Origin of the sequence: Salipaludibacillus neizhouensis (assembly GCF_002886185.1) — a bacterium.
GTDB lineage: Bacteria > Bacillota > Bacilli > Bacillales > Salisediminibacteriaceae > Salipaludibacillus > Salipaludibacillus neizhouensis.
Map to the genome: position 1 here is coordinate 3,411,897 of NZ_KZ614146.1, position 25,799 is coordinate 3,437,695.

The window sequence follows — 25,799 nt, forward strand, 5'->3', positions numbered from 1 at the left end:
ATCTCAAATCCTTTATAGTAGCACCTTCACAGAGAGAGTAAACGTACTACAGTATCATTAAAACAAACGTAACCAGCTTACTTTAACAGCACCTTTTATAATGACATATACATGTTGACTCCCATTTACCTGTGATAAATCTACTTCTAGTTCCTGCCAACTATTCGACTTTTCAATGGAAACATTACCAATTATTTTTCCATCTTGATTTCCAAGTCTGATCTCTATTTCTCCATTACTTGTGTTTGAATATACTTTAGTTTTGAATCGTGTTGTCCTTTCACCAAGATCAACATCGTGAAAAGCTATCCAACTCTCTTTCTCTGACGGACGTACACAGTATTCCTTTCCTTCCCCTTCGTCCAAGATAACATTCGTGTAGTCATCATAATTTATCGCTTTAATACCATTAGACATTTTTCGTAAAGGAATTGTTTCTCCTTCAACATTCAAATCGACTTCTGCTATTATATTTGCTGAAGAACTCCCTATCATTAACGTGTAAGTGTCTTTTTCCACACAATATCTTTCTCGCGTCACATCCCAAATTTCCAACTCCGAAATAGGTAGTGTAAATTCTACACGTTTACTTTCCCCTGCTTTTAGAAAAATCCTGTTGAATCCTTTTAATGTCTTTATTGGTCGCTTCACACGAGATTTATTCGCTTTAACATATAGCTGAACGACTTCTTCACCAGCCACTGCACCACTATTTTCAACATCAACCGTTATTGTCACTTCGCTGCCTAATTTAACATTTCTCTTACTTAGGACCACCCTACTATATTTAAAATCAGTATAGCTTAATCCATGACCAAAAGGATAAAGGACTTCGCCATCAAAGTATTGGTACGTTCGTTTCCCCTTTATAACATCATAATCCTTGATATCCGGTAGCTGTTCTATGGAACGGTACCAGGTCATACTCAACCTTCCAGCAGGATTATAATCCCCGAAAAGCACATCAGCAACAGCAGAGCCTAACTCAGGCCCCGCATGAGATGTATACATGACTCCTGGAATATTCTCTTCACACCAATTTACTGCATAAGGATAACTCCCTACTATGACTACAACCGTGTTAGGATTGACTTCCTTGACAGAACGAATAAGCTCTTCTTGAGCCGGTGGTAAAATGATATCATCCCGATCAATTTCTTCTTTCCCGTTAATAAATGGATTATTCCCCACAAATACCACAGCTGTATCTGCCTCTGCAGATGCTTTTATCGCTTCTGCGAGGCCATCTATTACCATTTCCACGTGATAGTAATCTGATCCTAGAGTATCTCCACTATCTTGTACAAAAAGCCGTCTATCTTTTCTAGCACTAATTGCTTTTCCATTCCATGATGTTAACCGGTGATTGTTCCCTTCTCCTTCAAAGCTAACTATTTCCTTTACAAACCACCCACGGGTTTCTTCTGCAGTAGCCGTAAGTGATTCATCTCCAGCAGTCACAAACTTACCAGTAGTTAGTGATTTCAATGTTTGACTTCCAAAGCCCCAATCGATCAGTTCGAACAATTCTGCTTCTTCCGCATTTTCTTGATTTGCTACGAGAGCTTTTTCTTCCGAGCCATCAAGAGTGATATATTGACCCGTATGTTTTGAACGGATACGGACACACTTACTACCATTTTTTAAAACAACATTGTCACGCCCAATCTTGTTTTGAATACCTTCTAGAGGAGTCACCCGATATGTAGGCGTTCCACTATACCAGTCAATATGAACCTCATTTGCTAACGGTCCGATAACAGCAACCGAGTTAGTTTTTTCTTTATTCAATGGTAGGATCCCATCGTTTTTTAATAACACTATTTGCTCCTGTGCTGCACGATATGATAATTGCAAATGTTCAGGCGCGAGTAATGTTGATTCTGAGATATGTGCATATGGATTTTTATCTGGATCAAATTCACCAAGGCGGAATCTTACCCCAAAAGCATTATTTAAAGCAATGTCTAAGTCGCTCTCTTCTAACAAATCCTGTTCTATCGCATTACGAATAGCTTTGATTGAAATTTCTGCATCATCTGTAATACTATCTACTCCACTTTTAATCGTGCTTGCCAATGCCTTCGCATAGTGATCGTAATATTTGTGATCATTGACAATTCCTAATACATCTCCTGCATCACTTACAATAAAACCATCCATTCCCCATTCATCTTTGACGATTTCTTTCACATAAGGATGTAAAAGGGCAGGTGTTCCATTAATGGAATTATACGCAGTCATCATCGACTTCGCCTTCCCTTCCACTATCGCAGGTTTAAATGCTTTCAAGTAATATTCATACATATTTCGTGGATCTATACTAGCTGAGCACGATCCACGATCAATTTCGTTATTATTACCTAAAAAATGCTTTAATGTTGCCACTGATTTAAAGAAAACTGGATCATCACCTTGCATACCTTTTACTAATTCTTTCGTTAATTGACCTGTTAATTCCGGATCCTCTCCATAGGATTCCTCAGTTCTCCCCCATCTAGGATCCCTTTCCATGTCCACGGTCGGTGCCCAAAGAGTAAGGCCGTTCACGGTTGGTTCCTTTTGAAAAAATACTCGTGCTTCATCACCAATAACTGTTCCAATTTTCTTCATTAATACTGGATTCCACGTATTCGAAAGCCCAATATTTTGTGGGAAAACAGTTGCTTCTCCTAGCCAAGCAATACCGTGAGCAGCTTCAGTCCCTTGTTTATAAGCACCTACTCCAAGCCTAGAAACTTCTGGCTGGTGTTGCATCATTAGCTCAATTTTTTCATCAAGAGTAAATCGTGAAACTAAGTCTTTCACTCTTTCATCAAATGGTAAATCTGAATTTTGGTAACTATATTTTTCTGTTTCCGGCAAGATAATCTCTCCTTAAGAAAAACGGCATAGCCGTCTTTTATTAAATGCAGCGTCAGCTTCCACCGCCATCTTTTAAGTAGCAAGGGTGGGGTTCCCTTGATACTTGCGGTGTGAAGGTAGCTGCCAATTTTATAAATTCTTATCTCTTAAAAAAAACTACGAACATCGTCTATTTATTATGTTAAACGTATAAATACGCTTACAATATCGAAACTTTTCTTCTGAAACTCAAATGAAAGCTAGAGACACTCTTTCGAGATCCTCGCTAGTTTTCAACTTATAACATTGTTTTATATGTCCTCGGCTAATTAACTGTCTCTTAATCTTCCAAAGGTATAACAAAGTATGTTTGATCACCTTCTGGTATGAGAAGTTTTATACCTAAAGAAGTTTTTTCGATAATTGTACCTTGGACTGAACCCACTGTATGAAAGCCTCTCAGCACCACACTCCATGGTTTCGAAGGTTGCTTGTTTAAACTAACTGTGATCGCATCCTCTTGTTTCGTCATTGTTACGGTGAATTCTTCTTCACCCTTAACATTAGTAACCGTGGTTGTAGCACTTTTTTTCAGTTGAAACACGTGCAATTCAACATTCTCGGCATAATCATAATCTGGTCTCGAATTTTCTGCTCCAATTGCAACAACCGCATTAGGTCGTACAAATAGTGGGAGACTCAAATAATCATGTTTTTCCTTGAACCAAGTACCACCTTGAACCGTTTCATTTGTAAAATAATTCGTCCATGTTCCTTTAGGTAAATAATAGGAAACGACTCCGTCTTCATTAAAAATAGGTGCAACTAATAATGAGTCACCGAACATATATTGACGGTCTAAATGGTCACATGTGGGATCATTGGAAAATTCAAGTAGCATTGCTCGCATTATTGGTAGGCCGATATCAGCAGAATGAACGGCAGATTGATATAAATATGGCATTAATTTGCATTTTAATTTTGTGAAATGCCTGACCACTTCAACAGACTCCTCGTCGTAAAGCCACGGGACACGATATGATGTACTTCCATGCAGCCTGCTATGGCTGGAAAGTAAGCCGAAAGCCGCCCATCGTTTATATAAATCAGCTGGAGCTGTACTTTCAAATCCTCCGATATCATGGCTCCAAAAGCCAAAACCCGATAATCCTAGAGATAATCCACCACGAAGACTTTCCGCCATCGATTCATAAGTTGCGTTACAATCACCGCCCCAATGTACTGGAAATTTTTGACCTCCAGCTGTGGCTGAACGAGCAAATAATGTCGCTTCTCCCTTACCTAGCTTATCTTCCAATAATTCAAATACCTTTTTGTTATAGATAAAAGAATAATAGTTGTGCATTTTTTCAGGACTGGAACCATCATGGTAAACAACGTCCGTAGGAATTCTTTCACCAAAGTCGGTTTTAAAGCTATCTACGCCCATGTCTAATAGTTTGTTTAAATGCCCGTTGTACCAGTCACATGCCTGTGGATTTGTAAAATCTACGATTCCCATTCCTGGCTGCCACTTATCCCATTGCCAAACATCTCCGTTGGCTCTCTTTAATAAATATCCTTTTTCCACTGCTTCATCAAAAAGATGGGATTGTTGCGAAATATAAGGATTAATCCATACACATATCTTCAATCCTTTCTCCTTTAATCGAGTCAACATCCCTTGAGGATCCGGAAAAACATTTTTATCCCATTCAAAATCACACCACTTTAATGCTTCCATCCAAAAACAATCAAAATGAAAAACACTCAATGGTAAATCTCTTTCTGACATGCCATCTACAAAGCTATTAACTGTAGCTTCGTCATAGTCAGTAGTAAATGAGGTTGTCAGCCATAACCCAAAAGACCACGCAGGTGGTAAAGCTGGCTTACCAGTCAAAGAAGTATAGTTTTCTAATACTTTTTTTGTTGAACCTCCACCAATAATGAAATACTCCAATGATTCTCCTTCGACGCTAAATTGCACCTTTGATACTTTTTCAGAGGCCACTTCAAAAGAAACATTTTCAGGATGGTTTACAAATACTCCGTATCCCTGATTAGATAAATAGAAAGGAATGTTTTTATAGGATTGTTCAGAACTAGTTCCGCCATCTTTATTCCACGTGTCTACCACTTGACCATTTTTAACAAATGCAGTAAATCTTTCACCGAGACCATATACATTTTCACTAACCGATAAATCAAGTTCTTCGCGCATATATGTAGCCTTATCTACGCCAGTAACATGAGCCATCCCTTTAAATCCGCTGCCTGTTATACGTTTATGATCATTGAAGAATTGTACTCCCCAACCGTTTAATTTATCCAATTCTACTGCCAGACTTCCACTTTTTAGAGAAATTTTCTCGACCGTTTCCTGAATATCTACAGCCACATTTTCCTGAGCGTTGATTGAGAACTCAGGCCCTCTTTTTTTAATTCCTTTATGATGAACAACTTTAACACGAATCACTTCCTCCATAGGAGATGAATAGTTCACCGTTAATACCGGTAGATCAAGTTGCGCTGACCTTCTGCTTACATCTTCTGGTGTAGCTAGTACGCTTAACGATTTGTCATCATAAGAGGATTGAAATAAATAAGCTGCGCTAATAAGGTCATATCCCTCTTTAATTAACCAGTTACCATCTGTAAATTTCATAATCTCAAGACTCCTATTCTAAAGATTGGACCCTATGAAATCACAGGGTCCTTCTATTTTTAGTTGCATTATTACAGTTACTCTTCGTCCCACAATTCAATTCTTTTTTGAATCAGTTTAGTAAATTCCTGCTCCATCTCTTCCACGCCATGACCTTCTAATTCCTCCATAAAACGGTCATATACCTCATCAAATTCATCTTCGTCAGCTAAAATCGCCTCTGGTATTCGCGTCATCATTGTATCTTCCGCTCGTTGGAATGGAACAGCGATTGGTGAATCTGAGCTCCAATTTATTTCCCAACCTGCTCCCCAAGGTTTCACAGGGAATTCATCTGATGAGGGAAAGAGATCTGCCCATATTTCTGCATCATAAGCCGCCAGAACCTCTTTTTCTTTGTCTGTATAATCCTCAACTACCGTTTCCGGAGTATTAATTGTGAAAGGTTGACCTTCTGAATCCAGGACGCCATCTCCATAGTTCGGACCATATGCTGTAAAAACATTTATACCTGTTCTTTCATTAAATTTACTATCACTTAAACGCTCTTCCCGTTGTTCTTCTGTAAGATGACGATTTCCTTCATCATCATATTGATAATGTTCGCCTTCAATTCCCCAGTTGTTTAAGATTTGAGCTTCCTCTGAAGCCATCCAGTCCAGGAATTTAATAGCACGAACTGGGTCAGGGTTATCAACTGTGATCCCAATTCCCCATTCTGCTAAATAACCAGCGTCTTGAAAGTTTGCTTGTTTAAATGTGTCATCTAAGGTTACAGGGTAAATTCCGTGCATTCTTTCTTGCTTCCCGTCTTCTCGGAGAGCTGTTTGTGCATCAGCTATAGACCATTCAGCATCTATCATTCCAAGAACACGCCCAGAAGATATTTTAGAAATATACTGATCTTCCTGCTGTACAAAAGTTTCCGGATCTAGTAATCCTTCGTTGTTCATATGATTTAACCAGCGGAAATACTCACGCTCTTCTGGTCTTCGATAATGTAAAATTGCTTCTTGAGTTTCATGATCAATAAACCATTCTCCATCATCAGATCCGCCTGTGGCAAAAAAAGCGGGGTTTGTCACAGAGATAAGCATGCGCCAATCATCAGCAAGTAGAGATAATGGTATTGTCGGTTGCCCATCAATTTCCGGATACATTTCATAGTATTCCGCGATAGCATTTTCAAAGTCTTCCAATGTATTAATTTCCGGATAGCCTAACTCTTCTACGACAGCATGCTGTAACCAAAATCCATTTCCTGGAGACCAATACTCTTGATCAACGCCGTTCGTTCCTAGGAAGTAAATAGCATCATCATCCTCACTCCAAGTCATCCGATCCAAATAGTCACCATATACCTCTTTAATATTCGGTCCATGTTCTTCAATTAATGGACGTAAATCTACCATTGCTCCTGCATCCACCATTAATCCGCCATCACCTTTAGGTAAGATAAAATCAGGATAATCACCACTCGCAGCGAACAAAGAGATTCTTTCAGCAGGATCACCAAGTGCAAAATCAGCATCTAGGGATACTCCTGTAGCATTTAAAATCTCTTGACCAACTGGACTGTCCATCCCATTCCAACTTGGATTGTCATCCGCTGCAAATACTGAAAATTCGATTTCTGAGTCACTCATTTCATCATTGCTAGTCTCATTGTCGCCATCATTATTGTTCGTTGATGTTTCTTCAGAATTACTGCATGCTGGAACGAATAAAAATAAACTCACAATGATAAAAACTCCATAAAACCCCTTATACTTTCTACTCATTTGATAATCCCCCTTAAATTTTTAACTGAAATTAAAGTGTTTTAAAACGCGTAGCGTCTTTTATTAAATACAGCGTGATCTTTCGCCACAATCATTTACGTGTCAAGGGTAGATTTCCCTTGATACGCGTGGCGTAAAGATAGCTGTCAATACCTAAATTACTTCACCGCTCCAAGTGTCATCCCTTTCACAAAATATTTTTGTAAAAATGGATAGACAATTAAAATCGGTACCATCGTTACAATCGTAATTGCCATTCTCACTGATTCAGGAGAAACTCTGTTGGTCTGATCTGCAGTCCCTCTGACCGAATCCATCCCTGCCCCAGCCGAGGTAGAAGTACTTTCTAATATTTTCATTAGCTCATATTGTAAGGTTGTTAACGATTCGTTTGTACTATTGTAAATATAGGTATCAAACCACATATTCCACTGCATGACGGCAATAAACAACGCGATTGTAGCTAAGACAGGCTTACATATTGGCAAGATAATTTTCCAATAGATTGTAAAGTCATTGGCACCATCAATTTTAGCTGACTCTTGTAACGCCACTGGTAAATTATCCATAAATGATCGAATTATTATGACATTCCAAGCACTTATTAATAACGGGAAAATATAGACAGCAAATGTGTTTATCAGCTCTAAATCACGCATTAACATGTAAGTTGGAATTAATCCCCCACTAAAAAACATTGTCAACACGATAGCAATAGAAACAAACTTTTTAGCTTGAAAATCTTGGCGACTTAACGTATATGCAACCATCGAACACGCAATCAAACCGAGTACAGTTCCAATAACTGTCCTTAATACAGAATTCATAAAGCCCGTGATTAAGGTGTCATATTGCATAATCACAGCATAGTTATTTAGAGTGAATTCTCGTGGCCAAGCGTAAATCCCTCCACGGACAGTGTCTGTTGAATCATTTAGAGAAATAGCCAATACGTTTAAGAACGGGTAAAGCATGATTGTGACAATAACTCCCATAAAAATATAGTTACAAATATCAAACATTCGTTCAGGCAACGTTACTCGATCTAGTTTCATATTTTTCATCATTACTTCACCTCCGCTACATTACACTAGTATTAGACATTCGTTTAAAAAATCCATTAGCAAGTAATAACAAAATAATACTTACCATCGAATTAAAAATACCCAGCGCTGTACCGTACGAATAATTTCCCATTCCAATTCCATAATTCAACGCGTATAGCTCGAGTACCTCTGAATATTCACGAACAAGTGAGTTCCCAAGAAGAAGTTGCCTTTCAAATCCAATACTGATCATATTTCCAATAGACAGGATTAAAATAACCATGATTGTTGGCCGAATCCCAGGAAGTGTTATGTGCCAAATTCGCCTCCACCTGTTGGCACCATCTACTCTTGCAGCTTCATAAAGTTGAGGATCCACCCCAGCCATAGCTGCTAAAAATATAATGGAGTTCCAGCCCATCTCCTTCCAAATATCAGCTCCAGTCAAGATTACCCAGAACCAGTGTCCTTGAGCCATAAATTGGATTGGAGACTCGATGATGTTAAGACTCACTAACAAGTCGTTTATAATTCCTCCATCAGTAGATAGCATCTTCGTAACAATCCCAGCTACAACTACCCACGACACGAAATGAGGTAAGTAGGAAATTGTTTGAACTGATCTTTTGAATAGAGAATCTTTTAATTCGTTTAAAGATACTGCGAAAATGATCGGGATTGTAAAGCCTACAATCAGTAACATTAAACTCATGACAAGTGTGTTTCGTAACACTAAATAAAAATGAGGATCTTGAAATAAGGTAATAAAATGCTTGAAACCTACCCATTCTTGTTCGGTAATTGATCTTCCGGGCCGGAAATCTTGAAAGGCCATCGTCCATCCCCATACAGGTAGATAATTAAATACAAATATCCATACTACAAAAGGAATAGACATTAAATAAAGAATTTTTTGGTTTTTCATCGTTTTCCAGAAGTTTTTCTTATTGTCTGGAACCCAAAGATTTGGTTGCGCTTTCTTTTTTCCGATTTCCACGTTATCCCCCCCTTCCACAACTTAATTATAGCTAGTTGCATCCTGCTTAAATACCTGAAGGATTACTACTAAAATCATATAAAAATTACTTTATGTACACGGTTACATTACCTTTACAATGCAATTCTCCATGCAAAATCATCACTTTCAACTCGCTTTTTTTCTACTTTGTTGCTTTTGTTATCAAGGAAGGTTGTTTGGAAGAATTATCGCTCGCTTTCCGTGGATGATCCGCGAGCCTCCTCGAGCGAGCAAACAAACGCTCTGCGGGGTCTCGCTTGGATCATTCTTCCACAGGAGTCTCACGAATTCTTCCATACAACATTTTTTAGAAAGGCAGTTTACGTAATTGTTATTGTTTCTGAAAAAGATCGAAGTAGCGAAGGCGGCGACTCCTGCGGGAAAGCAACTGCTGAAGACCCCACAGGGCGAACTTTCCCGAGGTGGCTGAAGTCGTTGCCCGCGGAAAGCGTCCGCCTAGAGCGGATTCGATCCTCTCTGTTTAACGAAAAAACAATCTTTAAAAAAACCATCTAAAAGTTAGAACTTTTAGATGGCCACCGGCTAATAAAACACCTATTCAATTTTTGCCTGTTTATTTCTTCGATAAGCAGACGGAGAAGTTCCTACGTATTTCTTAAATTTACTATGAAAATAATCAACGTTATTGTACCCAATAATTTCTGCAACCTGATAAACCTTTTTACCTTCTATCAACAGTCTTTTAGCGTTCATAATACGCACTTTATCTAGATACGTATTAAAGTATTCACCCGTGTATTTTTTAAATAACTTACCTAAATACGCGCTGTTGTAATTTAACAAGTCAGCCAACTTATCTAATTTCAAGTTTTCATTATATCTACTATCAATAAGAACTAATAATCTCTTTAATTGGTCATCCGTATTAGCATCGTACTCCATTTTGTTATAGACGCTAACTACTAAAGCGCTTACAAAACTTTGTAGATCTATCATACTTTTTTGTTGATAAACCTCCAATACTTTTTCTAGAACGCTTGAAATGTAAGCTGCTTTTTCAGGCTTGGATATCAGTAATTTATTTAATGCAGTTGTTAACACATAAACATAGCTCCTTTTCACTTCATCTTCGGAATATATCTCCTCTGCAAGATACGCAATTTCTGAAATAATGGTTTCTATTGAATCTTCTATGCCTATATCTAACGCAAAATATAATTTATCGATGCTTTCATCCATGTCTACACACTTATTATTTTGTCGTTTAATTACTTCCTTTCCTTCTGATAATAATTCGTCCTTGGGAAAGAAAAATTTGTTATGAATTAATTGTGTTGCCATATTATAAGAAACATTAATTTCACTTATATCAGTCACAGGTTTTCCTGATGCTACAGTGAAACTCACATGAATAGAATTCAACATGTCCTTAATTTCACCAAAAAGTAATAAACGTTCCTTTTTGTTATTTAACTTACTCTCCATTAAAACTGCCACGTAGGGTTCATTGCTAAAAACGATTCCTTTATGATTCGTTTTTATGATCTTTTGTATCTTACTTTTTATTGTTATTATCGTCGAGTCATGTTCGTTCATTTCTTCTAGTCGAATTAATAGTATCTCATATTTGTCCCATTCCAAATCAAACTGCTTAGCCTCAAATATTACTTCGCTAGAAGCCCTTTCTTTTTTCAAAAGCATCGATAAAATAAATGAATCACGTTTTCTTTCAGCATCGATTACCGTTAGTTGAGTCACTTTTTGTTGCTTTTCCAGTTCTTTTTTAACCTTATTCAAATAATCTACTAATTCCTCTTCATCGATCGGTTTTAATAAATATCCTGCAGCATTGCTTTGAATCGCTTTTTTGGCATAATCAAAGTCAGCATACCCGCTCAGTATTAAACACTGAATAGTATGGTCAATTTCGTGTAAGTTTTTTAATAACTCTAATCCATCCATTCCTGGCATCCTAATATCAGATATTATTACATCAGGAGATAATTCTCTGTATTTATCCAAAGCAGTGTATCCGTCATTTGCTACAGCTGTTATTTCAAAGCCATAATCCTCCCATGGTATAATCGCTCTCATGCCTTCTCTGACTGTTGGCTCATCGTCCACAACCAATACTTTGTACATAATTCGCCTCCCCTTAGATTAGAAGCCAAAGTTCTTTTCATTTCCAAACTTCCTCTGCTACTTTTGAACAGGTATATAAAAAGAAATACAGGTCCCTTTTAAATATTCACTTTCAATGACAAGGCCTTTTCCGTAGGTCAACATAAGACGTTCGTGAACATTTCTTAATCCAATACGGTTCTCTGCTCTATCTCTTTCTTCCTTTAATGAATGGGAGATCTCCTTTACCTTTTCATTTTTAATTCCTACGCCATTATCAATCACACGTACAAGGATAAGGTTATCTATTACACTTGTTTCAACGATAATCCTCCCCCCTTCCGCTTTATTTTCTAAACCATGTATAACCGCATTTTCCACAAGCGGTTGAATACTTAATGGAGGTATTCTACAATTTTTGGACTCCTGATCAATACGCAACTCAAATTCTATTCGTTCACTAAAACGAAAATTTTGGATTTCAAGATATGCCGTTACCATCTCAATCTCTTGCTTTAAAGGAATCATACCCCCACCTACTTCTAAGCTTGTACGTAGTAATTTCCCCAATTTCTTGACAGCATGTGCTATTTCCTTTTCACCATTGATATGAGCCCTCATTCGAATGGTCTCTAATGTGTTAAAAAGGAAATGAGGGTTGATTTGACTTGCTAACATTTTAAATTTAATTTCATCCTGACGCTTCTCCAACATTCTTTTCTCATTATTTTTCTCTTCCACTTCTTCTAGCAGCTCTTTAATACTAACTGTCATCGTATTAAATTGTTCTGATAATTTTCCTATCTCATCCTCTCCATCTACTATTAAACTGGTCGATAGATTCCCTTTGGCGACCTTATCAATATGATTGCTTAATATCGAAAGTCGTTTAGATATAAGGTGAGAAAAGCTGTAAATTAAAATAAGTGCCACAAAAAAGCTAAAGGAAATAATTATGATACCTAACCTGCTTAATCTGTTTGCATCTTGAACAATCTCCGCGTCAGTAATAGTAGATACGATTCTAAGATCATTAAGACTGTTTTCAACACTGATGTTTTCAACAATGACATAAGATGGCTCATCAAAGATTACATCACGGAACGTTCCCAATTCCTCGTTAATAAGTTTCGTTGAAAATGTGTCTTCCTCTAAGTTAGAGTTTATTAAGTCAGTCCTATTTGCGGCGACAATATTATTATTTGAATCTACAATCATAGTTGGCAGTGTTTCTTGAGATAGAATCCAATTTAAATAGTTTGTATTCACATCGATAACCAAAACTCCAAAAGTTCCATGCTCAATAGAATGAATGACTCTCGTTAAACTTAAACCTTTTTGGTTATCCTTCATTTCGTTTTCGATAAGGCTCCAGTTCAATAATCCTTTTCCAGAAACAGCAGTCTGATACCAATCAGTTAATTTTGTATCCTCCGTTATAGGGACAAAACTCCAATTGTTTAGCATTGTTTCGTTATTGTAGTAAAAACGAACATCTGCTATCTCCGTGTAATTTTGTTTATAAAGTTGCAAGGTTGGATAATTTTCATATGCAACGACAACCTCATATATTGATTCGTACTGTCTATTCGTCATTTCCTTTAATCTTTGATCTAATAGGATATAATTTGAAACATAAATCGGGGGGGCAAGAGCCTCTGACACAAGTGTCTTAACTCTTGCTACATCTGAATTTGCTGCATCCACGGCTTTATCTACTGCCATATTTCTTAATTCATAGGTTAAAAATAGACCTGTTATTAAAACAGGTACAAATACGACAATAATAAAGGATAAAATAAGCTTACTTCGTATCTTCATGTTGTTTATTTTAGTAATAACATAATTTTTCATCAGCATTTCTCCATAGCTCTTCATTAGTAGGCAATAAAAGGAAACGCTTACATTTAAAATAAATTCATATACTTTATTGTACATGAAAAAAACATATAAGATACAGTCTATATTATTCTTAAAATCATATAGTAATTTGAAGTTTTGTTAATTTCTTCGATTTTAAGTTAAGTAGAATAGTATAATTATTTACTCTCCGTACTATTGTATTTTCTGAGTCTATCACTTTAGAAATCCCTTGCCTCAGACATAATTCTATTTCCTGATCCTTTCCTGATAATAAGGAAATACTAACTTTCTTGTTTAACAAATCCCACTCTAAATTTTCCACCTTTACTTGTCCTCTTCCCAAAATACCAGTAATAGAGCCCCTGGCTATCTCCTCAGGTAGTGCCGGCAATAATTCCACAACCCCCGGATACGTATATACAAGCATTTCCATCACTAGAGTAGGAAGACTGCAGTTAGCGTCGACATTGTATACTTCTCTTCCGGGATTATGTGAGGTTACAAGACTGGAATGGATGTAATCTCCTTCTTCAAGGAGAAATTTCATATTTTCTAATACGATACGTGAATTTTTTTGTCTGGCAGCAACGATCCCACAATGCATCACACCATGTGCAGAGTCATTACCTCGTTTTCTTTTTTGTAGCGCAATTTCAGCTGCTTTAAACAACCTTGGATTTTCAGATGGTGTTATTTCATGACCTGGCCAGACTGGGTACAGGTGTGATATATGACGATGATCATATTTATCATGTAAGTCTTTGTGACTCCATTCTTTTAGTGCTCCGTCTTCATTTATCATATAATCCGGTAACTGCTCTAACTGCTCTCTCCACTTCTGTACATTATCTTTCTCAATATCCAATTCAGTACATGTGCTTATTAAATTTGTTAAAAGTTCTTTCGTTGCAGCGATATCCATCGTTGCATTAATGGCCGCTTGGCTTTCTTGCCACCCCTTTGCTAGCAATTCATTTTCTATAATCGGTGTATTTTCAGGAGAATATGACGGAACAAACATCACTTTCCCATTTTCATCATATTCTGTTAAAAAGTCTTCATAAAATAAAGCGATTTCTTTCATAAGCGGTAACGTTCTATGAATAAAAAACTCCCGATCCCCACTTATTTGATACCATTCAAAAAAGGGCATGACTAACCATTGAGCAGCGGCAGTCCAAAAACCTAGTGGCCAATCTTTATTAAAATGAGTATGAATATTATGATTTCCGTCTGTTCGTGCCCCCGCTAAAAAACCTCGACAACCATATAGCGTTTTCGCATTAACTTTCCAGTCTGGTGAAATCTTTTCAATAAGTTTAAAATACCCTTCTAAAGCTTCTCGCATATTTCCTATTCCTCCGCCTGAAACAGCAAGATTGACGTTAGCATCAGTAGTGAAATCACCACTCCACGGTGGTCTCCAGTCTCCTGTCCACAATCCAACTAAATTTGGTGGATTGTCACCCGATGCACTAATAAATACATACCGTCCCATATCGAACATTTTTTGCAATAATCGTTGATTCAATTCTTCTTTCGGTTCGGCAAGTAACTCTTCGGTAGTTATATCCATTTCTGTATCTTCACATATTGAGAAAGTCATTCTTCGAAACATCTCTCCATGTTCTTTAACATGTGCCGATTTTAATGTTTGATAATCTTTATTGGCTATGGAAAGGAGTTCTTCTTTTAACGAAGCCAATGTATCTCTAACATCCCTCTCATAATCATCGATTGGAGTAACTTTAGTTAAGATTATCACTTCTCTTGTATCTCTAATAAGAATTTTTTCATTTTCGGTTATCACACTGCCTCCTCCTTTTGTGAGAATGAGTGAAGTACCGCCATATCCTTTTTTAGTTTTTAAGTAGTTACAAGTAAAAGAAATAAATACATCGTCTGTGGATACCTTTTTATCTTTAGCACTTCCTTCAAGAACAAGATCATCGACATACAGTTCTCCATTTAACAAAGCATTTTGATTTGATTTCAATTGAAGGACCATCACATCATGAGTACGTGAAATAAATTGTTTCCTTACCATTTCCCCTCGGTTATCTTCCCACTGTACAGCCACCTCGCCTGTTTCAAAATCAACCGTTCGCATGTAATCTGTCACGTATCCTTCCTTGGCAAGATCTAATTTCAATGCATATGCAGGATGGTATGCATCTGTAAAGAGAAGGGGATGTCCGGATTTATTAGAAAATAAATCTGCTGCATCTTGAAACTTACCTTTTTTCATCATTGCTCTAATCTTCTTTAAGTAAGGGGATAAATCGTTATTTTGAACAATATGATCATTAAAAGGCTCATATAGCTTTTCGTGATTTAAAATAATCGTTTCCTCTAAAGGATCACCAAATACCAAGGCTCCCATCTTTCCATTCCCTGTAACTAAGGCTTCCTCCCAACACACTGCCGCTTCCTTACTTTTAAGCCCTCTCGCTGGTGTTTTCACTATTCCCTCTTGCATACACTTAACCCCTCTCTGCTATACTTTATTTCTAATTAAAACTCCTAATCCATGAAAGCACTTTCATAATAACACATCAAAAAAAAAGATATTACCCTTATAATTATTGGTTTTATTATATGAAAATCAGTTAATAAAAATCTTGCGACTAACAAAATGAAGCACGTGCCTATTCGACCTTTTAAAACGTCTTCTTTCCCTCATGCGATTTCAGCTTCCGTTTCTTTTTCTGAGTCATCAAAGTGTCAACCTCAAGTTGCTCATAATTTCTAAGCTAGATTACCTTTATCTGGTAACGTATATTGAGTCTTGAAATACTTTTGATCTCATTCCCTTCCTATTAAAAAATCTTTCAATTCGAACATTAATGTCGACAATAAATTTTTTTGTTTATTAAAACTTATTGTCGACATAAGATATATTGTTATCACATAGTACATAAAAAAAAAGCAACCACTTTTTGTGATTACTTCTTTTTCTTTTTTAAAGTTTTATTGAATTCTTCTTTTGTTATTCCACCCAAATCTTTCTTTAAAATTTGAGAGAATAACCCCTTCCCTATTTCACCAGAACTTTTTGAAACCCTAGTTCTAAGGATCTCACCATTAGGAAGTTCTTTTTCGTATATATCATCCCTACTCCCATGTCTCACAAAAATCCATCCATCATTAAGTAAAAACTTTCTGAAATCCTTCCAACTAGCCACGTTTAATAACGTTAACCTTTACTGCTTCAACATCATCCTGAATAAGAATATTCATAATATATGGAAAGTGGGATTTGCGATTAGTGGAATGGAAATATCTTGTGAAATTGTTATAATAGTCCTCTGCGTACTCTTTCATTTGTATAGCGATATCATCAATAAAATCATCAACAGTATCCCCATAGCCAGTAATATCAAGTTCTTTAACGCTTCCGTATATAGTCCCATCATTATCCTTGTGATAATCCACTGTAACTACCTTATCATCAATTAGTGATAATAAATGTTCTAATGAAAAATTAAACATCACATCACGATGACGTTGTATTCCATGTGGTTTTTCGTGTACAACACTATCAATAAATCGACTGAAATCGGCTCTAGCCTTTGACGCCGAAATGATACCTTGCATTATCATCCTCTCCTTTCACCTCCTATTATATTATATCCGTACAAAACGTACAATATGTACATTTTGTAAAAACTTTTTCTTCTCTCTTTTTACCTTTATCTTTGATAAGCTGAAAGCAACAATATATACGAAAACAGCCTATAAAAAAAGTACCCTACCAGTATAGGCAGCGCACTTCTTTCATTATACTTACACCCCATATATAGCTTCTTTCCTAGCTTGCTCCCCCACCATTGATTACCAGATGTAACCAACGCCTTTTCATTAGACCTGAAATTATGGGAAGAAAGGATTTTCACCTTCTTTCACTTCCGTTCGTAATCTTTCTTGCCTTATTACACTCTTACAGTTTACCCATTAGGCATAATCCTTCTTTCATGTTAAATTACATAAAAGGTGGTAGTATAGAACATTAAAGCAACGGAGTTCGAGGTATGTGAAAGGAGGATTCTTAAAATGTGTCAAAAGCAACTTTCAACAAAACAGATATCCGTCCATAATATTATATTGATTTTAGGAATTATCTTCATTGCATTTAACCTGCGACCTGCAATCACATCTGTAGGACCATTAATCAGTATGATACGAGTGGAATTAGGAATATCAAACACTCTAGCAGGTTCTCTAACTACCCTTCCCCTATTAGCATTTGGGGTATTTTCTCTAGTTGCTCCTAAAATGGGCCGTAAATTCGGAAATGAGCGAACAATTTTCTTTGCTTTTCTCACTATCTTCACTGGCATCCTCCTTCGTTCCACAGGTTTAATAACTGCCTTATTCATCGGAACTGCTATTTTAGGGCTAGGAATAGCTATCTGTAATGTGATAATATCTGGTATTATTAAAGACAAATTCCCCGAAAAACTAGGAATGATGACTGGCATTTACATTACTTCTATGTCCATTATGGCTGCTCTTGCCTCTGGTTTAGCTGTTCCTTTGGCTGAAAACTATAGCCTCGGCTGGGAGAAATCTCTTGGTGTATGGGCACTTTTACCCTTGATTGGGATACTTATTTGGCTCCCCCAATTAAAAAACAAACACACAAAAATAAAAAGCTCTGTTAGTGTAAAAAGTTCTATTTGGCGTTCTTCACTTGCCTGGCAAGTGACACTTTTTATGGGATTTCAATCCTGTATTTTTTATTGTCTGATCTCGTGGCTTCCTGAAATCTTATACAGTCGAGGGATTGATATTGCTACTGGAGGCTGGCTCTTAACAGTCATGCAATTTGCAGGCCTTCCTGCAACTCTGTTAATACCTGTTCTTGCAAGTCGCATTTCTAATCAACGTCCGATTGTGGCGAGCATTGCTATTCTGTACCTTGTCGGTTTTACCGGAATTTTTTTAAGTGGGAATATGATCTTAGTCGTAGCCTTTATTATTGCATTAGGTGTGGCACAAGGGGCGGGAATTAGTCTTGCTCTAACTTTATTCGCTTTACGAGCCGAAAACGCAGAAGGTGCAGCTAATTTATCCGGTATGGCACAGTCCGGCGGATATTCATTAGCAGCAATAGGTCCATTTTTTATGGGATATTTATTTGATTCTTTTCAAACATGGACTCCAGCTTTTGTGATGTTTGGAATTCTATGTATCGGATTACTCATTGCTGGTCTTGGAGCAGGCCGAGATTTATATATATTGCAATCTGAACAAAAACAAGCAAAGATGAAAGCTTAATTTTTCTAGAAATTAGAGGGTAACGTAAAAGTCACCCTCGTTTCATTAGATTGTTTTTGTCGGAAAATAATAGACTTCCCGTTTGATCAGCAAGCTAGCAATAATAAACGCTAAAAGGGATAATATAACAGGGACCACCACGGCATGAACGCCAAACAGGTCACCATACTCACTATTAAATCGAAAGATGATAATGTAAGAAACGAGTCCTGTAATCATTGAAGCGATAGCCCCGTATTTATTACTGTACTTCCAATAAAGACCAAGTACGATTGGCCATATAAACGCCGCTTCTAATCCCCCAAATGCAAATAGATTTAAGTAAATCAATAATTCCGGAGGGTTAATCGCTAAAAGAAACACGATAATACCTAGAAATGCAGTCACACCCATACTTACTTTCTTCACATGGCTATACGTTGCTTTTGGCTTCATATAATTAATATACACATCCTTAACAATCGAAGAACTTACTAGTAAAAGCAGGGAGTCCACTGTTGACATCATTGCTGCAAGCGGAGCAGCCAAAACCAAACCAGCAAGCCAACCCGGTAAAACCTCCAGTGCGATTAACGGGATAACCTGATCCGCCACCTCAATACCGGGTAGAACTGGACGCGCAAACACACCAATTAAATGCATATTTAACATGATAAAACCAACAACAACCGTGCCAATCATTAACGCACGGTGCATCGACTTCGAATCCCGATAGGACATCGCACGAACGGCGACTTGAGGTAAACCAACAACCCCTACCCCAACTAAAATCCAGAAAGAAGACACGTAAAGACTGGTGAGTTGACCTTCATTACCATAAGGCGTGATGAGATTCGGATTTTCAACCATTAAATCATTAAAAATCTGATCCAACCCGCCACCGGCGATAACCACACCGATTAAGAGGATGAGTGTTCCACCAAACATGACGAATCCTTGAAGAGTATCTGTAAATGCTACTGCACGGAATCCGCCAATAATTACGTAGATTAACACAGCAATGGCAAACACGAATAAAGCTGTTTCATACGTTAATCCTGTTAAGGACTGAATTAAGTAGGCCCCACCAATCCATTGCGCTGCCATTGCAGCGAATAAAAAAACAATGATACTAAGCGCAGAAACCAATACAACAATCGTGCTTTTATATCGTTCTCTTAAAAAGTCAATCAATGTAATTGCTTTATACCTGCGAGCAACAATTGCGAACTTCTTCCCTAATATTAGCAGGACAAAATAACCCGTCGCAACTTGTGTCATTGCAAGTAAGACCCATCCTAAACCAATCGTATACGCAGCTCCTGGTCCCCCAAGAAAGCTTGAAGCACTTCCATACGTAGCGACCATTGTCATCGCTAGAACGAGCCCGCCAAGTTCCCGGCCTCCAAGAAAATAATCACTTAAAAAAGAAGTGGATTTAGCCATTCTCCGGTTGGACCAAACCCCTATAAGAAAAATAACTACTAAAAATAGAATTAAAGGCAATAACACATCCCAATTCATGATGAATGCCCTCCATTCCCCATGTCATCTTCATCTTCCAATGACATGTCAACAAGTACAAATTTGACAACGATAAAAACAAGGATAACCATCACAATAAAACCGACAATACAGCTCCAAAAAAACCAAGCCGGAAATCCAAATACGTATGTATATTCCTCGGGGACTTTCGATCCCATTGTGTAAGCAAAACCATACCACCATAGAATATTTACCAGTGCAAGTATAACCCCGATCCACGCCTCGCGGTGAGCAATTTTAAAACGGCGTTCTGTTCTCCGCTCCGGTATATTATTCATCATCACTGCCTCCCTGATTTTCAACATTCTACAATTGAAATAATCGTTCTTATTCATTTACATACTAAAGAATTTTCTTTCAATGAGCAACTTCTCTTACCTTGCAGATACCGAACGCGTTTCGTTGTCACCTTTTTTTCAATCTAGTATAATAAATCGATAATAGGACAGTTCAGGGTGGAAGTTTTTTAGAAACTGTTGTTTTGGAAGAGTGAGAAAGATAATGAGAGGGGATTTTTTATGAATATTACTGTCATTGGCGGGGGACTTGCTGGTGTTTTTGCAGCTAAAACTCTTATTGAAAAAGGAGAAACAGTAACAATTATAGAAAAAAGCAGAAGTATTGGCGGTCGTATGGCTACAAGACGTATAGGAGAAGGACGAGCAGATCACGGTGCCCAATTTTTCACTGTCCGTTCGGTAGAACTCGAAAAGCTAACGGAAGAATGGTTTGAGAAGAAGTGGATCAAACGATGGTTTGGAGACGATTACCCAAGATATTCAGGTATGGAAGGGATGAACTCGTTCATTAAAAAAATCGCTCAAAATCTGCCTGTCACTCTTCAGGAACGTGTCGATCATATAGAAGCTAAAGACACGGAACTAATTCTATCGACTAACACAGGAAAAAAATACACCAGTGATGCTGTTGTATTAACAGCACCTGTTCCTCAAGCATTAGAATTGCTAGAAAAATCGCCAATTCACTTAACAAATCAAGATAAGAATTCCCTTGCTGCTTCAAAATTTAAACCTTGCTTCGTCGGATTACTCACACTAAAGAAACCTGTTTCTATAGGTGAGAATGGTATAATTTCTGATCACGTACCTGCTGGTGTCGATAAAATCGTAGCAAACGATCAAAAAGGAATATCCCACTCGCCAATCTTATCTGTCTATATGAACGGTGATTGGAGTAGAGATCACTTTGCCCTAAAAGATGACGAGGTGCTTAACGAAATAGTAGCTATTCTCTCGCCAGACCTTATTGAATCTAATAATCTATCAGCCTATCAATTAAAACGTTGGCGCTACGCGGAAGCAACACACGTTTACAGAGAACCTTTCTTAAAACTGGAAAATTACCCGATCTTCATTGCAGGCGACAGTTTTTTAACAAAAAATGATACTAGTGGCCGAACGAGAATCGAGAGTGCTATTCTATCGGGCATTCGAGTCGGAGAGGCCACTTTTCGGGATTCACGTTATTGAATTAATAAATAAGTTATGGAAGCGAACTCTTTATAACTTCGTTACCGTTGTCCTTCAACCCACCCGCACTTAATCGCTTTTACCAGTGCATCTGTGCGGTCTCTTGCACAAGTTTTTTTAATAAGTCGACATACAATGGTACTAATCGTTGACTCAGCAAAATAAAGTTTTTCAGCGATATTTTTATTATTTTTGCCATCAAGGATCAATTGTAGAACAATTTGCTCATTCTTTGATAATTGCAGGTCAACCTTATCTTTAATAAGAACAAGCTGTTTAATGGGCATACTTTTGTATTTAATATGATCTATCTCATTCACGATATCTTTATGAAAGTCCGCCTCTAAAAAAATTCCTGTATTTAATAAAGTTTGCAACACTTTTGAATAATTATCCTTTAAATAAGGTAATGAAACTAACCCGCTTACTGGAAATGATAAAGTAGTAAGTAACTGTTTATGAAGAGGATTTTTACTTATAAGTAAAATATGACAGTCTTCTTTCCTTTTAAGTTCATGTATTTTTTCTAATAGTAAATTCAGTGAATATTTATCGTCATTATCAAACGAAAAGAAAATCCAATCTTCTTTAGTGTCCTTCTGTTGTTTTAATGTAAGGGCAATAATTTCTTCAGAAATTTTCCCTCTTAAACTTCCAGACAAAATTTCGGAGCTTTGATCATAGTAGATGATTCTAGATTTAAGTGATTGTACTTCTCTTTTTTTAGTAAGATTCATGCTGAAATTCCCTCCTTAAGTAAAATACTAGTTAACGTCATTCATTACTCAGAGCAACTAAATTATATAGTATTTAAGTACTTATTTATGGAACACAAAAACCCCACCAAAAAGAATGGTGGGGTATGAAAATAAGGCTACTCATTTTCAAGAGAGTCCAACTCTTTTCGGTAACCCGGCTGTCATAGCTTTTATAAAGCCTTAGACCCGAAGCTTTGCGTCCTTATTTTTCAATAAGTTTGCCATTATCGAAGTTTATCGAATTATAGGTAATAGGTATTAAGTAAAATTATAGTCTTTTTTCGATAAAATGTAAACGTTATATGAGAGAAACATCGTCTTAAATAGATGAACAAAGCCTCTCAAAAGTTAATTTCCAACTAATTGAAAGGCTTTGTTCAGTTTAAAGATAAATTATTCGGTGTCGTAAATCTCTGATTCTGTTAAGTGACCTTCTTTAATTATTGTGTCTTCAATGTTATCTGACGTAACAGCAATCGGATCTAATAAAATAGAAGGAACCTCGATTTGACCGTTGTCAGTTAGTGAATCTGTCCCAATTTCTTCACCGGCAGCAATCTGCATCGCCAGTTCAGCAGCTCTATTGGCAATCAAATCAATTGATTTATACACTGTCATAGTTTGTGTGCCCTCAACAATTCGTTGAACACCATCAAGTTCAGCATCTTGACCGGATATTGCAATCTCTCCTACTTGATTACCAATAGCTTCAACAACCCCACCAGCAGTACCATCATTTGCCGCAATAACCGCATCAAGTTGACTATTACTACTATCCAAAAAAGTAGTTAGCTGATCGCGAGCTGCATCTGGATCCCAACCAGGAGTATAGCTGTCGTAAACAAGGTTCACCGCCCCTGAATCAAGATAAGGCTTTAGCACATTCATAGCACCTTCTCGAAATAATAATGCATTGTTATCCGATTCAGCTCCCCCTACATAAGCAAAATTCCCTTCCTCTGTCTGATTAAGAATTTCCTGTGCCTGCAATTCACCGACTTTTACATTATCAAACGATAAATAGTAGTCAAGATCAGCACCTGTAATAAGACGGTCATAAGAAATGACTTTTATCCCAGCATCATGGGCCAAATTCACAATTTCACTTGCCCCTTCTGAATCAGTTGGTACGACTACAAGTACATCCACTCCTTCATTTATCAATAGTTGTGCTTGCTGAATTTGTACTTCCTGATTTCCATTGGCAGCCAAAGTTTTTACTGATCCACCTAACTCTTCTACTGCTTTCTCTAATGCTTCCTTGTCTCGATACCATCTTTCCTCTCGTAACGTATCGATCGCAAAACCTACATAAACATCTTCTGGATTTGTCAGAAGTTTTCCCTCTGATGCTTCGGCAGATTCGGATTGAGGATTCTGCGAACTACATGCACTCAATACGAATAACATACTCAATGACAACATCCTGATAAAGAACGTATATTTATATTTTCTTTCTCGCATTTAATTTCCTCCACCCTCTTTTTTCTGTTGGCTCTTTGGTGTCCGTAACCTCACGTTGCTGCTCATCTATTTGGAAGTGGCTTATAACACCATTCATTCTTTCCACCATTTTCGAGAGTTCACTTGCACCCGAGGAGACTTTATTTATAGCATTCTGCTGTTCAATTACTGAAGCAGATATCTCTTCGGATCCGGCAGCTGATTCTTCTGAAATAGCAGCAATATGCTCAACAGAATTGCTAATTTCTTCACTTGTCTCATTAAAAGAAGAAAGAGCAGCAGAAATATCATTCACTCGTTCAACCATGTTAGATACCTTTTCTTTAATATCTGAGAAGTACTTTCCGGAAGTCTCAATTTGATCTTTCCCTTTGTTTACTTCCTGGAAGCCAGAAGTCAAATCGAAAACCATCTCCGCTGTATCTTCTTTAATTGTATCGACTATCTCTTTAATACTTCCTACCGATGTTGTTACCTCTTCTGCCAATTTACGAACTTCATCAGCGACAACAGCAAAACCTTTCCCTGCCTCTCCGGCTCTAGCAGCTTCAATTGAAGCATTGAGAGCAAGAAGATTCGTTTGGTCAGCTATGGAACTAATTACACTGACAATTTTTGATATTGATGTTGTTTGTTGCTCAAGATTATTTATTTTATTTACTGATTGTTCGACCATATCATTAATCCTTGTCATTTGTTCTAAAGAATCCTTCATCTGTAAATCTCCATCTAAGGAGACAGTATAGACTTCCTCGGAAAACGTTGCGAGTCTCTCCCCAATCTCATTGGCATGAATAATTTCTTTGTTAAGAGACTGAGTGCGTTCTGAAATGACAGATGCCTCGTTTGCTTGATTGGTCGCACCCGATGCCAGTTCTTCAATCGTAAGTGCTATTTGCTCACTGCCTTCTTTTACTTCACCTGATGTCGAAGTAAAAGTTTGCACTTGGCCATCCACAGAGTTTGCTAGTGTCGAAACTTCTACAATCATTTTCTTTAAACTAACGCCCATTTCGTTAATCGACTTAGATAAAAGACCAATTTCATCTTTGCTGTGAGCATCCAACTTCGAAACATTTAAATTCCCTCTAGCAATTTGGTCACTAGTTTCAACGACGCGTGCCATTCTGTGTCTAATATTCCGGCTAATAAAGTAGATTAGTGTCGTTGATATCACAATGGAAACGAGAACTGAAATAATTAAAATTAAAATTGTACGGCCTATATTACTTTGAGCGTGCTCAATTGAAGTGGTATTCGAGGTAACTGCTTCACCCATTAAACCTTCTCCCAGATCAATAGTCTCTTCTTTCAGAGTATTTGCAGTTGCTTGTAATTCTGTAAAAGTTTCTGTATTAATTTGTTGCACATTCGGAACAATCTCACTAAAGTAATACTCATCCAGTGCATGATTATTTTCAATAATTTGATGAAACATATCAATCTGTTCATCGTTGTCTAGATTTTCCCGAAGAAGTTTCGCTGTTTCAACGAACTCTTCACTTAAAGCAAGGTATGTAACTAAATTTTCATCCTGTTCCGTAATTATGTACTCAGGAATATTCAAATATTTTGCTTGATAAAGTGACATTAATTCCGAAACGTCAATAACCATATCGTTCTTTTCCCGTGTATCTTGAATAGACTCACTCGTATCTGACAATAGCCAATACGTAATCATTAAAGACGATATAAACGTCAACATAACTACCGCAAACACTGCCGTGTATTTGCCGCCAATCGAGCGATCTCCCCATAACTTCTGTCTCATCCTGTTGTCCCCCGTCCCTAAATTTCCTTTTAATATTCCTTTTATTGTTTTAAATCGACAAGATCAACAATACTTTAGTACCGCATCTTAGTCAATGATTAATTTACAAATAAATGTAAATGACGACGCTTTAACTAAAATTTGTTATAAATCCCGGTTTATTGGTAAAATCCTACCAATGCTATTATCCAATTGAAATTTTCTTAGTTT

General features: G+C 37.2%; 17 protein-coding genes and 1 riboswitch. Of the genes, 2 read left to right on the forward strand and 15 right to left on the reverse strand.

What is annotated here, in order from left to right; translation table 11 throughout:
• Window positions 1–57: 57 nt before the first annotated feature.
• From CEF18_RS16025 to CEF18_RS16075, 10 genes are all read right to left on the reverse strand, one after another.
• Window positions 58–2,865 (reverse strand): glycoside hydrolase family 3 protein, encoded by a 2,808-nt coding sequence (locus CEF18_RS16025; protein WP_223292330.1) that lies wholly within the window; start codon window positions 2,863–2,865, stop codon window positions 58–60.
• Window positions 2,866–3,184: 319 nt separating this feature from the next.
• Complete coding sequence (gene yicI / locus CEF18_RS16030) at window positions 3,185–5,512, reverse strand: alpha-xylosidase (RefSeq protein ID WP_110937392.1); 2,328 nt, start codon at window positions 5,510–5,512, stop codon at window positions 3,185–3,187.
• A 77-nt stretch (window positions 5,513–5,589) separates the two neighbouring features.
• Window positions 5,590–7,293: an ABC transporter substrate-binding protein gene (locus tag CEF18_RS16035; RefSeq protein ID WP_110937393.1), complete on the reverse strand. Its 1,704-nt coding sequence runs from the start codon at window positions 7,291–7,293 to the stop codon at window positions 5,590–5,592.
• A 158-nt stretch (window positions 7,294–7,451) separates the two neighbouring features.
• Window positions 7,452–8,360: a carbohydrate ABC transporter permease gene (locus CEF18_RS16040; protein ID WP_223292331.1), complete on the reverse strand. Its 909-nt coding sequence runs from the start codon at window positions 8,358–8,360 to the stop codon at window positions 7,452–7,454.
• A gap of 13 nt (window positions 8,361–8,373) precedes the next feature.
• Window positions 8,374–9,264, reverse strand: a complete 891-nt coding sequence (locus CEF18_RS16045; protein ID WP_110937733.1) for an ABC transporter permease — start codon at window positions 9,262–9,264, stop codon at window positions 8,374–8,376.
• A 648-nt stretch (window positions 9,265–9,912) separates the two neighbouring features.
• The gene (locus CEF18_RS16055) at window positions 9,913–11,460 is read right to left on the reverse strand and encodes a response regulator transcription factor (protein WP_110937395.1); all 1,548 of its coding nucleotides are present in this window, start codon (window positions 11,458–11,460) and stop codon (window positions 9,913–9,915) included.
• Window positions 11,461–11,517: 57 nt separating this feature from the next.
• Window positions 11,518–13,293, reverse strand: coding sequence for a sensor histidine kinase (locus CEF18_RS16060; RefSeq protein WP_110937396.1), 1,776 nt, complete (start codon window positions 13,291–13,293; stop codon window positions 11,518–11,520).
• Window positions 13,294–13,417: 124 nt separating this feature from the next.
• Window positions 13,418–15,781 (reverse strand): glycosyl hydrolase family 95 catalytic domain-containing protein, encoded by a 2,364-nt coding sequence (locus CEF18_RS16065; RefSeq protein WP_110937397.1) that lies wholly within the window; start codon window positions 15,779–15,781, stop codon window positions 13,418–13,420.
• 466 nt (window positions 15,782–16,247) lie between these two features.
• Complete coding sequence (locus CEF18_RS16070; RefSeq protein WP_110937398.1) at window positions 16,248–16,487, reverse strand: type II toxin-antitoxin system HicA family toxin; 240 nt, start codon at window positions 16,485–16,487, stop codon at window positions 16,248–16,250.
• On the reverse strand, window positions 16,480–16,899 hold the full coding sequence (locus CEF18_RS16075; RefSeq protein ID WP_183041065.1) for a hypothetical protein: 420 nt from the start codon (window positions 16,897–16,899) through the stop codon (window positions 16,480–16,482). Before CEF18_RS16075 ends, CEF18_RS16070 begins: the two co-directional genes overlap by 8 nt.
• Window positions 16,900–17,355: 456 nt before the next feature.
• Between CEF18_RS16075 and CEF18_RS16080 the strand changes: the two genes are divergently transcribed.
• Window positions 17,356–18,582 carry a CynX/NimT family MFS transporter gene (locus CEF18_RS16080; protein ID WP_110937400.1) on the forward strand — a complete coding sequence of 409 codons (1,227 nt, stop codon included), beginning with the start codon at window positions 17,356–17,358 and terminating at the stop codon, window positions 18,580–18,582.
• A gap of 45 nt (window positions 18,583–18,627) precedes the next feature.
• Here CEF18_RS16080 and panF read toward each other — a convergent pair whose 3' ends face one another.
• Together panF and CEF18_RS16090 are read right to left on the reverse strand one after the other, a co-directional pair.
• Window positions 18,628–20,085 (reverse strand): sodium/pantothenate symporter, encoded by a 1,458-nt coding sequence (gene panF / locus CEF18_RS16085; RefSeq protein ID WP_110937401.1) that lies wholly within the window; start codon window positions 20,083–20,085, stop codon window positions 18,628–18,630.
• Entirely contained in the window at window positions 20,082–20,384 is a 303-nt protein-coding gene (locus tag CEF18_RS16090; RefSeq protein ID WP_110937402.1) for a YhdT family protein, read from the reverse strand. The genes panF and CEF18_RS16090 overlap by 4 nt, the downstream gene beginning before the upstream one ends.
• Before the next feature lie 240 nt (window positions 20,385–20,624).
• On the opposite strand from CEF18_RS16090, the gene CEF18_RS16095 reads away from it, so the two are divergent.
• Entirely contained in the window at window positions 20,625–21,596 is a 972-nt protein-coding gene (locus tag CEF18_RS16095; protein ID WP_110937403.1) for an NAD(P)/FAD-dependent oxidoreductase, read from the forward strand.
• Window positions 21,597–21,637: 41 nt separating this feature from the next.
• Here the strand turns inward: CEF18_RS16095 and CEF18_RS16100 are convergent, their stop codons facing one another.
• The 3 genes from CEF18_RS16100 to CEF18_RS16110 all read right to left on the reverse strand — a co-directional run bounded on the left by CEF18_RS16100 (window position 21,638) and on the right by CEF18_RS16110 (window position 25,589).
• Window positions 21,638–22,333 (reverse strand): response regulator transcription factor, encoded by a 696-nt coding sequence (locus CEF18_RS16100; protein ID WP_110937404.1) that lies wholly within the window; start codon window positions 22,331–22,333, stop codon window positions 21,638–21,640.
• Between the two features lie 166 nt (window positions 22,334–22,499).
• Window positions 22,500–22,587, reverse strand: a riboswitch (cyclic di-GMP riboswitch).
• Window positions 22,588–22,747: 160 nt separating this feature from the next.
• On the reverse strand, window positions 22,748–23,818 hold the full coding sequence (locus CEF18_RS16105) for a sugar ABC transporter substrate-binding protein (protein ID WP_110937405.1): 1,071 nt from the start codon (window positions 23,816–23,818) through the stop codon (window positions 22,748–22,750).
• The gene (locus tag CEF18_RS16110; protein WP_110937406.1) at window positions 23,799–25,589 is read right to left on the reverse strand and encodes a methyl-accepting chemotaxis protein; all 1,791 of its coding nucleotides are present in this window, start codon (window positions 25,587–25,589) and stop codon (window positions 23,799–23,801) included. The genes CEF18_RS16105 and CEF18_RS16110 overlap by 20 nt, the downstream gene beginning before the upstream one ends.
• Between the last annotated feature and the right edge of the window lie 210 nt (window positions 25,590–25,799).

What these genes read in the sequence shown, in the direction of transcription:
- yicI (WP_110937392.1), bottom strand. Translation starts at nt 5,512, where the DNA reads ATGAAATTTACAGATGGTAACTGGTTAATTAAAGAGGGATATGACCTT.
- CEF18_RS16035 (WP_110937393.1), bottom strand. Translation starts at nt 7,293, where the DNA reads ATGAGTAGAAAGTATAAGGGGTTTTATGGAGTTTTTATCATTGTGAGT.
- CEF18_RS16040 (WP_223292331.1), bottom strand. Translation starts at nt 8,360, where the DNA reads ATGATGAAAAATATGAAACTAGATCGAGTAACGTTGCCTGAACGAATG.
- CEF18_RS16045 (WP_110937733.1), bottom strand. Translation starts at nt 9,264, where the DNA reads ATGAAAAACCAAAAAATTCTTTATTTAATGTCTATTCCTTTTGTAGTA.
- CEF18_RS16055 (WP_110937395.1), bottom strand. Translation starts at nt 11,460, where the DNA reads ATGTACAAAGTATTGGTTGTGGACGATGAGCCAACAGTCAGAGAAGGC.
- CEF18_RS16060 (WP_110937396.1), bottom strand. Translation starts at nt 13,293, where the DNA reads ATGAAAAATTATGTTATTACTAAAATAAACAACATGAAGATACGAAGT.
- CEF18_RS16065 (WP_110937397.1), bottom strand. Translation starts at nt 15,781, where the DNA reads ATGCAAGAGGGAATAGTGAAAACACCAGCGAGAGGGCTTAAAAGTAAG.
- CEF18_RS16075 (WP_183041065.1), bottom strand. Translation starts at nt 16,899, where the DNA reads ATGCAAGGTATCATTTCGGCGTCAAAGGCTAGAGCCGATTTCAGTCGA.
- CEF18_RS16080 (WP_110937400.1), top strand. Translation starts at nt 17,356, where the DNA reads ATGTGTCAAAAGCAACTTTCAACAAAACAGATATCCGTCCATAATATT.
- panF (WP_110937401.1), bottom strand. Translation starts at nt 20,085, where the DNA reads ATGAATTGGGATGTGTTATTGCCTTTAATTCTATTTTTAGTAGTTATT.
- CEF18_RS16090 (WP_110937402.1), bottom strand. Translation starts at nt 20,384, where the DNA reads ATGAATAATATACCGGAGCGGAGAACAGAACGCCGTTTTAAAATTGCT.
- CEF18_RS16095 (WP_110937403.1), top strand. Translation starts at nt 20,625, where the DNA reads ATGAATATTACTGTCATTGGCGGGGGACTTGCTGGTGTTTTTGCAGCT.
- CEF18_RS16100 (WP_110937404.1), bottom strand. Translation starts at nt 22,333, where the DNA reads ATGAATCTTACTAAAAAAAGAGAAGTACAATCACTTAAATCTAGAATC.
- CEF18_RS16105 (WP_110937405.1), bottom strand. Translation starts at nt 23,818, where the DNA reads ATGCGAGAAAGAAAATATAAATATACGTTCTTTATCAGGATGTTGTCA.
- CEF18_RS16110 (WP_110937406.1), bottom strand. Translation starts at nt 25,589, where the DNA reads ATGAGACAGAAGTTATGGGGAGATCGCTCGATTGGCGGCAAATACACG.